Annotated in this window: 13 protein-coding genes and 1 pseudogene; 3 read left to right on the top strand and 11 right to left on the bottom strand. The window is 42.3% G+C overall.

What is annotated here, in order from left to right; translation table 11 throughout:
- From G1O98_RS34645 to G1O98_RS34595, 11 genes are all read right to left on the bottom strand, one after another.
- Window positions 1–191, bottom strand: a 191-nt coding sequence (locus tag G1O98_RS34645) for a WGR domain-containing protein (protein ID WP_163938303.1), incomplete at its 3' end; no start/stop codon positions are given.
- Between the two features lie 13 nt (window positions 192–204).
- Window positions 205–552 (bottom strand): hypothetical protein, encoded by a 348-nt coding sequence (locus tag G1O98_RS34640; protein WP_163938301.1) that lies wholly within the window; start codon window positions 550–552, stop codon window positions 205–207.
- A 124-nt stretch (window positions 553–676) separates the two neighbouring features.
- Window positions 677–2,299 carry an AAA family ATPase gene (locus G1O98_RS34635; protein ID WP_163938299.1) on the bottom strand — a complete coding sequence of 541 codons (1,623 nt, stop codon included), beginning with the start codon at window positions 2,297–2,299 and terminating at the stop codon, window positions 677–679.
- Between the two features lie 102 nt (window positions 2,300–2,401).
- The gene (locus tag G1O98_RS34630; RefSeq protein WP_163938297.1) at window positions 2,402–2,614 is read right to left on the bottom strand and encodes a DUF2997 domain-containing protein; all 213 of its coding nucleotides are present in this window, start codon (window positions 2,612–2,614) and stop codon (window positions 2,402–2,404) included.
- Window positions 2,615–2,617: 3 nt separating this feature from the next.
- A complete protein-coding gene (locus G1O98_RS34625; RefSeq protein WP_163938295.1) occupies window positions 2,618–3,067 on the bottom strand; it encodes a DUF1257 domain-containing protein in 450 nt (149 codons plus the stop codon).
- A 108-nt stretch (window positions 3,068–3,175) separates the two neighbouring features.
- A complete protein-coding gene (locus G1O98_RS34620) occupies window positions 3,176–4,249 on the bottom strand; it encodes a hypothetical protein (protein WP_163938293.1) in 1,074 nt (357 codons plus the stop codon).
- Window positions 4,250–4,405: 156 nt separating this feature from the next.
- Window positions 4,406–4,675 carry a hypothetical protein gene (locus G1O98_RS34615; protein ID WP_163938291.1) on the bottom strand — a complete coding sequence of 90 codons (270 nt, stop codon included), beginning with the start codon at window positions 4,673–4,675 and terminating at the stop codon, window positions 4,406–4,408.
- A 117-nt stretch (window positions 4,676–4,792) separates the two neighbouring features.
- Complete coding sequence (locus G1O98_RS34610) at window positions 4,793–5,209, bottom strand: hypothetical protein (RefSeq protein ID WP_163938288.1); 417 nt, start codon at window positions 5,207–5,209, stop codon at window positions 4,793–4,795.
- 44 nt (window positions 5,210–5,253) lie between these two features.
- Entirely contained in the window at window positions 5,254–5,526 is a 273-nt protein-coding gene (locus G1O98_RS34605; RefSeq protein ID WP_163938285.1) for a hypothetical protein, read from the bottom strand.
- Between the two features lie 188 nt (window positions 5,527–5,714).
- Window positions 5,715–6,269: a hypothetical protein gene (locus G1O98_RS34600; RefSeq protein ID WP_163938282.1), complete on the bottom strand. Its 555-nt coding sequence runs from the start codon at window positions 6,267–6,269 to the stop codon at window positions 5,715–5,717.
- A 105-nt stretch (window positions 6,270–6,374) separates the two neighbouring features.
- On the bottom strand, window positions 6,375–7,172 hold the full coding sequence (locus G1O98_RS34595) for a hypothetical protein (protein ID WP_163938279.1): 798 nt from the start codon (window positions 7,170–7,172) through the stop codon (window positions 6,375–6,377).
- Window positions 7,173–7,697: 525 nt separating this feature from the next.
- Here G1O98_RS34595 and G1O98_RS34590 point away from each other — a divergent pair.
- The 3 genes and pseudogenes from G1O98_RS34590 to G1O98_RS34580 form a co-directional block, all read left to right on the top strand.
- Window positions 7,698–7,931 (top strand): helix-turn-helix transcriptional regulator, encoded by a 234-nt coding sequence (locus tag G1O98_RS34590; RefSeq protein ID WP_163938276.1) that lies wholly within the window; start codon window positions 7,698–7,700, stop codon window positions 7,929–7,931.
- Entirely contained in the window at window positions 7,921–8,097 is a 177-nt protein-coding gene (locus tag G1O98_RS34585) for a hypothetical protein (RefSeq protein WP_163938273.1), read from the top strand. Before G1O98_RS34590 ends, G1O98_RS34585 begins: the two co-directional genes overlap by 11 nt.
- A 160-nt stretch (window positions 8,098–8,257) precedes the next feature.
- Window positions 8,258–8,775: pseudogene (locus G1O98_RS34580) on the top strand (hypothetical protein); the annotation flags it as partial.

The following is an 8,775-nucleotide window of genomic DNA, read 5'->3' as shown; positions in this document are numbered from 1 at the left end:
ATCATCTTTTCGGCTACTAGATTGTTGAATTTGCTAACGGCTCTCTGATGATTGCCTAATGTGTGAACTTTGGTTTGTGCTTGATAACCGACTCTGCCCCACTGCACTGTCAAGTTACCATCTTCGACAATGGCCGCCCAGAATTTATTGCTGTTTCGGATAGCATCAACAAAAACTAAATAGATTTCCATATTTCTTACCCTGTCAATTCACGGCTTGACGGGCATTGCCCCATCTAATTTGATGTTGTAGTGCTTCAAGTATTGTTTCCGCTTCGTGTGTTGTTAGCCCATTTAATTGTGAGCAAATATCTACCAAAAGTTGTGGCATATCCATACCAAGAAATGTGACAAAAAGTGCATCTCTAGAAGCTTCTATTAGTGTGTAACTGCTCGGCTCATGCCTTGATTGCATAAATACATAATTTGTTAACACCGTCCGAAGCAACAATTTGCTTTCTCTGTCTAATTTCTCCAAATATGCGCCATAATTCTCAACCAGTTGGTCAATGGTTGGAGTCTGCCCGTAATAAGTAACTAAGTCTGTTGTCATGTTTCTTCGCCTTATTAACTATGTTAATTAGCTGCTATCAATTACTAAAAGAAAGAGCGATGGCGTACCCGCTATGAATCGGTGGCGATTGCCCCCATAGAATCAGGAGACAATCGCTTTCTCATCAGTTCATATTCCGAAACTTAGCAGCACGCAAAGACTGAGTTTTCACTGCAACCACAGGACTACTAGCCCGCCGTGCGGTGGATGCCCAGGACTGCATCCGCTCAACTGCCGCCGCATCCTGAATCGCAAGCGGGGTGATGGTTTGGCAGCAGGTTTCCAGATCAGCAAGCGTTACCTGCTGTGGTCTACCCTCATCGAATGCCAGCAGAGCAGCTTCAGATGCTAGCGTTTCCAATTCAGCACCGGAAAATTTCGCGGTCGAGGTTGCGATCGCTTCGAGATATTCGGATTCCAGATGAATGCCAAAGCGTTGTAGATGAATCCCCAGAATCTGGATTCGTTCTGGTTCTGTGGGCAGATCAACAAAGAAAGCCTCATCAAACCTACCTTTGCGCTTAAACTCACTTGGTAGTGCTGATGGATCATTGCAGGTTGCAACTATAAACACCCCAGCAGTACACTCACTCATGAACGTAAGCAAAGTTCCAAGAATCCTTTGACTAACACCTGAAGTATCGCCCTGACCTGAAAGCGCCTTTTCCACCTCATCAATAAACAAGACACAAGGTGCGATCGCGGATGCTGTTTTCAGTGCGCGTTTAACATTACCTTCGGATTCGCCAACTAGTGAACCTAGAAGGGACGCAATATCGAGTTGCAGAAGTGGTAGATTGAGTATGCTAGCGATGTTTTTGGCACAGTGAGATTTTCCTGTACCGGGTGGGCCAGCCAGCAATACACCTTTTGGTTGGGGTAACGAGAGACTTCGCGCCTCTTGCGTGAACAGTCGCCGCCGCCGAGTCAACCACTCACGCAGTAGATCCAAACCGCCGAACGGGATTATTGCAGGTTTACCCAACTCGATACCCATTTGAGACAGTAACCGAGTTTTGTACTCTACGGCTTTAGGGATAAAATCAGCGCCGACAACGACACCATCATTAGTTAAGTTTTGTTTGACTGTTAACCGAAGAAAATCACTAATTTCTTCTAAGGTTAAACCCAGTGCAGCACGAGAAAGAGTTTCAAATTCAGCATTTTCAAGCGTAACAGTAAAAGTCAATTCCTGCTCAATAGCTGACTGTTGTAAGTCATGCAAATAAGAATTGAGATGAAGTAGTATTTGATCAATACTAGGTAAAGGAACTTCACAATAAGGAATCAATCTGACTAAGGATTCGTGTAATTGTATGTTCTGACCCAGCAATACAATGCGTTTATCTGTGGGTTTTAACCTGTGGTAAAGGTTTTTTACCTTGCTTAAAATCTCCCATGATAATTGGGGTGAATTCTTAGCAATAAAGGGGTGAATATCTCCGAGAATAAATACACCATTCCCAGTGAAGTTAGCAATGTAGTCGAATATGAATAGTAGTGGATCAGCCTGTGGAGGTCTTTTGTACTCTGGCACTGGTTTAAACACCAATCCCCCATCTGCTGCAATTAAACATTGTTCTAAGGTTGATACCCCTAGATTCCAGAAGAATACTGGACTTGATAGCTTGCTAGATGTCTCTGTAGTCAGCCACTGAATAATCGTCGCTTCATCAGGAGACAGAACATCAACCGCAGCAATGGGGATTTGTGAATCAAGCGTGGAGAGAAGATTTGAGAGTTTCATGTCAATTATTCAAATATTTCACTTATGAAATGGCGAAGTCTTTATGATCATCAGTTACCAGCCGAGTTAAGACTAGACTGGTAACTGATGACTGATGACTGATTACTGACGCAAACGTGTTTGGCTGCTGTTCGTAGTCCGAAGTTGTTGGGTTTGAGCTTCATTTTTAAATGTGCGATCGCTCTCGCTGACAACTCCAAGTGCTTCTTCAAATGGTTGCGTAGCCGATAAACAACTCAATCCCTTAAATCCCTCAGCCTCTACACGAACTTCACCTGTAGCATTGTCGAAATAAATCAATATTGAGCGTTCCATAATTTATCTCCGTGCAAATTGTTTAACTTCTTGATGTCCGGCAAAAGTTAGGCGTAGAGTTTGCACAGTGCCGTTAGTTGATTCAGCGATCACACATTCACCAAACCTTTCTTGTAACTCGGCAGCTTTAGCTCTCACCATCCGTTGTCCATAAGCCAGCATTAGTTTATTGCTGAAAAAGTCTTTGCCCAGCTTCGGAACTGTTTCATAGCTGTCGTGTATTACGTCGTACACGCCGCTTGACTGATTCCATTTGAACCCGATGTCTGCACGGGTTTTTATGGTGTGACCAGATACGATAATTTCAGCACTTTGTCCAAGATAGCCACCGTAGTATCCTTTTAGTGATTGTGCTGTTTCATGAACTTGCGGATTCAGTTTCAAATCTTGTAAGGCTTGTACCAAACATTCGCGGTTGGTGAGCTTGGTTTTAACAGTTGAGAAGTGTGACATGAGAATTTTATCCCTATAGTAGAAGTGCGGTATTCTTTTTGAGGTGTATACTGCATTTTTCGTTAAGGTACTTAGTTTTGGGCGAATGCACCCGCCCAAGACTGTTTTTTACCTAAACTTGAACGACATTACGGTAGCCTTCGACAAGCCCACGTCGTCAGTCGCAAGTGATTGTAGATTGCGTTGTTCATCTAACAACTTGATGCGGATCTCTTGCATTTTTTGCTGTAATTGACTGCGCGTATCTGAACCCAGATTCTTCGACTCAATCGCCGGATCGTTAACTATAGAATCTAAGTGCGCCATCATCGCCTCCAAGCTACTGCCAGCCTCCGGGTCAGCATTCGCTAGCAAAACCTGAACCTTCATCAGATGGCGTTGCATTTTCTTCTTGAACTGGATTGGTTTGCGTCCTGGCTCCCAATCAGCCAACTCTTCAAGCAACTGCGCGGCGAGTTGTTCACCACCAGCGATCGCTGATTCCCGTAGCCTTTGCTCCAGATTTTGGTCATACTGCTGAATGAACTTGGTAATCTGGTCTAGACACTCGGCTTGTTGCTGATTGAGTTGTTCAGAGAGAGCAGGGATAATCACTGGACGACCAATAATGACTTGCAAATAATCTTCAAGATCAGTCAGAGTCGGAAATGCTCTTAACAAATTGGCTTTAACTGACTCTTGCTTATCCTGCGCTAATTCCCAAGTGTTAAGTGAGAGGAACTGATCAATGCGCTCTTGATAATCTTCGAGTCCTGATTCATAATCAACTTTTAGCTGATTACGCAGTCCAGGGGCGATATTATCTCTGATGTTGATTAACTGATTCCACACAAGTGGAGCTAAATCAATCGGACAAATCCAATCACCAGTATCAGCAGACATCCACTCTTGAACCGAAGCAATCTCTTGACGAAGTTGTGCGGCAGCTTCATCTAGCTTTTTGAATACCTTGATACCCCGCAAACCGACTTCGGAATTTGTGACTTTAACGAGGTCTGATTCTATTTCAGAAACCTCAGCTTTTAGCACATCCGCCCATTTAGGTGCGGCAGACTTTGTACTTTTCTTTAGTTGAATACGAAAGCGAATGCGAGTTTTATTTAACTGTGAGAAATTGTGGCGCTCGACTACTGCATTAGTTAGAAAATTTGTAGCGATAGTGTTGTCGATTGCTTGTACCATGATTATTTACCTCAATCATTATTTTCACTCTCGATTAAGCGAAGCTTTCTTTGTGACTATTTGAATCTCTTTAGTAGCTCTATAGATTACTTTTTTAGAGCTTGTTTGTAACCTAATGTGTCTTTTGATGACTGGTGGTTTATGTATGGACATAGCTCAAAATAGCTGAAGTTGCTGCGAATTATCCTGTACCACAGGCTTGTTATAAGTCATGCCTTCGACTTCATAACAGCGAGTCATGAGTTTGTTTCGGTTTAGTCGGAAGCTGACTTTTTTTCTTTGATTTGGCAGAGGTACAAATAAATACTGTGGATGTTGGATAGTGCCTTCATCACCCAAGTATCGTGAAAGCGTACCGTCGATTTGGTAAACTTTTGAGGAGCTTAAAAGCGTTGAGTCATAGACTTTAATCAAATTTGTTTCCATCTGATTAGTATTAAACTAGAGTGTGTGATAATCTTTTGTGGAATCGATTTTTCTCTACAGTTAGACTGATTGAATCTGACTGTAGAGTTTTTCACGCATAATCTGATTCTTCTTTCGTTAAGCAGCAACTTTTTCCTTATTCGGTTTAGACAACCTAGAACCGCTCCCAGAAGTACGTTTAGTTGTTGAAATTGGTGGGTTGACTTGACCGAATGGAGTCTGAATCTTGAGGTCAGCTTTTAACTCTGATTGCAGTAATACAAGCTGAGTTAAATAGTAATCGACTTCTTCTAGAATCTCAGCTTCTACTTCTGACGGTGAGAGCGGCGTAATCTGATCTGATTCCAGATATTTAATTTCTTCTCTCATCCGAGAAACCATGACTAGATAGCGGTAGCCATGACCGCAATTTTCGGCTAGCAAACTATCATGTGGTAATACTTCAATACCAATAATTTTGCCTTGTTGAGTACGTTGCCCAACATTAAACTTTGGAATTCCGTAGCCACGTGGAAGTGTGATTGTTGGTTGCATTTTTCTTCCCTTCGCGTTAATTATTGATTGAGAGTGCCATTCGATTACAGATAGAAATGCTCAAAAATCTGATTGAGTTTTTCTTTTAATTCATCTGACAGAGCATTAAAATCAAACTCGTCTGATTCCCAAACTTCATCAAGACTTGTAGACTCATCGATAATATTTGCAATCAAACAAGATTCATCGTCGTAGTTCCAGCCATTTGCTAGAAGCCACGGCAGAACTCCTTCAGATTGCAATAGTTTCTCAATGTCGAACGAGTCAGAAAACTGCTGTAAGTTTTCGATACTAGGGTGAACAATTGTTGTTGTCATTTCTTGTTATTGGCAAACTAGTAGAAAGCAAAAAGAGGGGGAAAGGGATTCATGAATTAAATCATCCTTAGAAAAGCAAGGTTTTTACCTTTACCCCTTTCCCTTTTCCCATTGCCCTTCTTCATTAGCTGTAGACAAAGTTTGAGCAACTTCTAATTACAATTGTCCAAACTCTATTTCCGACTTCGTTAAAACGCTATCTCATTCGCAGCTTTTGTCACAGCTAAAGCTTGTTCCCAGATTTCTTGCCAATTGGTCTGCTCGTTATAGGATGCCATAACTAGTTCCGACCCAACCCACACTCGACAGAACAACACGCTTTCATCGCTTGTCCCTGGAGTAGGCTGTAGTGTAATGGGAGAATATAGTTGTTCTGGAGTAAGAGTTGCGATCACGGTTAACAAGCTTTTAGAAAAGTGAGTATCATAACCGGATTCTAAGATATACGTCCGGTCTGCTTGCATAGTTATCAGTAACTTGCAGGTTTCTTTTTTGCGGCGTTCTGTATTCTCAAACCGTAGTTCTTTAAGATATCCAGTTAAGGCAGTTTGAGGGACATCACTCGGTTCACCATTGAGTGTGTACCACAATCCTCCGTGCTGACGATTGCAGTAGATTTTGCAATTGCCAGCTTCAGAGTGCAATCCCAGTTTTGGTTTATTGATTGCTGCGACTAACTGCTTGAGCAATTCTTCCTGACGCATCAGTGCAGATAGTAATTCAGCATTTTCTTGAGGGTTCATTTATTTTTACCAAAAGCATTTCACTTTCGCATTGGCGAAGCCGTAGACTTCTCGAAACCAGCAAGGCGCGACCGATGAAGATTTCGGTCACGCCTTCTGATTTTCTTACGCTGCTACCAACTCCCGACAAACTTGCGGCAGTTCAACTGAAGTCGTCACTCTATGCAGTGCTTCTACAGCCTCTCTGACGCTCCAATACTTCATGCCATCGCCACAGCGCCAGTAGTATGTCTTGGGGTCGTTTTCCCAGACTTCCTCAGCGTTTCTGACCTTGAAGAGTATGCCCCAGAACTCACCATCTAGATATACATTGTGAGCCGTCTGGAGGTCAGTGCGTCCTACATAAGTTAGTCGATAGCCGTCTACTGGCATACACAAGTCTTCTGCACGAGTCCCGCGATACCCACAGTTACCGCACCCATGTCCTTCGCAGTCTGGACAGATGGCAGCAGGCATATTCCACTTCGGCAGTGTAAAATCCCATTCAGCCGGTGGGGAAAATAATCGAGCCTTGTGGGAAATATAACAACCAGCATGACCGATTACTTTATCAGAATGGTATTGGACGCTCAACAATAACCAATCACAATCACCCAACAAGCCTATTTTCTCAGAAGCTTGTTTTAATTCCTTTTCTTCCTTGTGATTGCCCTCTACTGGAGCAGAAAGACTCTCTTTAACCTCTGCAACAGCGCGTTTGAAAGATTGTTTGTGGTAGCGAGCATAACCGTGGGTCATTTTTACCCACACGATATCATCGCTGTTGATCCAGATAGTCACTACATCTTCGGGCTGGCACTCTTTTGAGTAGTCCGACTGATTGACGATGGTTGCAATGATTTGGCGATCGCGTGTGGTTAACGGATCTTTTGTTGGCGCAGGGGCTGAAACTTGTGTCATCATTAGAAATTGCCTCTTCTTTAAAAGGTTGGGGGCATAGGGGCGATCGCTAAGTTTTCCCGACGCAGCGATCGTCCTATTTTTATTGGTCAGTTTGTTGTGTCTTCAGCACAACACTCTCAATCTAGAATTGGCGAAGCCTCATTTTTCTTGCTCCTAGTCAGTGACCGAAGCTTGCTACAGCAGCATATCTCTTGATCGGGCGGCAGTCGACAACGAGCTTCAAAGCGACTTCCGTAATGCTGTAGCAACTTTTTATTCATCGCAAATCGATTTCCCTTCCTGTATCTCTTACTTTCTCTGGTTCCGCCAGTGCATCAGTTACCCTTCTAGGTGGATTAATAGATTCACTATTGTCAAGGTTCGATGGTGAGCGCCTCTATGTTTTTCTGGGAGGCTGGTGCTTGTTTCCTCTCTTATGATTAATATACTATCTTCTTAAGTAGTACTTGTCAAGTACTACTTAATGTGTAATTATAAAAGCATGAGAAAACTAACCCAGCAAAAGATACTTAAGGAGTAGTGCATGTGGAATTAACATTAATGCGGGTTACGTTTAGTAAAGAGATTCCAGGATTGGGGGAAAAAATAAAAGCTCTTAGAAAAGCTTCTCCTAAATCCTTGACAGAATTAGCAGCAGAAGCAGGTATTAGCACTCCTCATTGGCACAGGGTTGAAAACGAAAAAATTCAGGAATTGCCTATTGAAACATTGCGGAGCATAGAGAAAGCGTTGGGAGCGGAATTAGGGATTGAAGTGTGATCTGCTTTTAAGGGGATGGATAACTAAAAGCGATCGCTCCCCGCCAAGAGCGCGATCGCCTGAACTAGCCCTTCTGCAAAGGATAGCCACGTCTAACTTAGAGAATTTTCAAAAGTTAGGCAAGGGTAGCCTTGTAGTGGCATTCCTGAGATTTATCACTAAATAAAGAATTTGAAGCTATCTAAAACCGATATAAATCAGATTTAAACCAAAAAATGATGTATCTGTCAAATTATTAATTTAAGTATATTTAAGTATGTAAAAACTACAAATGCTGGCTATTAAAGAATGCACTAGCTCTATCATATTGTCACAAAGCTAATTTCATGTATAATCCAGTACCAGTTTTCCAAATACTCCTCCAAGATAACCCTCATCTGTTCACTACCGAAGGGTTATCCTCGCTGCTTTTGGACTGTGTTCACATGAAATCCCCTAACCGCCACAAATTCACTTACCCTTCATTACTAAACAAGCAAGTTTACTTGGCGATAGCCGGACTGGAGGGTAGTGCTGAAGATGAAGTAATGATTTACCGGATTATGTCTGATCCTCAAGCTTGGTATAACTTTACTAAAGTGCGGCAACAAGGCCAACCCTCTGAAAATATAGGTGAAGAATTTTATTCAAGCTTTGGCATTGAAATTTATCTTCAGCACAGAATTATAAACAGTATCCGATGCTTACAAAAAAGCTTAAATATTTCAGGAGTTAGACAAACTAATATTGCTGTGCGTGATCGCCTATTTTCATACCCAACATTAGAAGAGCAGTTAATCACGCTGGATGAAGATCGTACCACGCTTGCTCAAGCTGTACCAGAAATCATCAAGTATTTTGTCAG

The organism is Nostoc sp. UIC 10630 (genome assembly GCF_010747425.1).
GTDB lineage: Bacteria > Cyanobacteriota > Cyanobacteriia > Cyanobacteriales > Nostocaceae > Nostoc.
The sequence above is the reverse complement of the archived record's forward strand: the minus strand, read 5'-3'. Positions and strand labels throughout refer to the sequence as shown.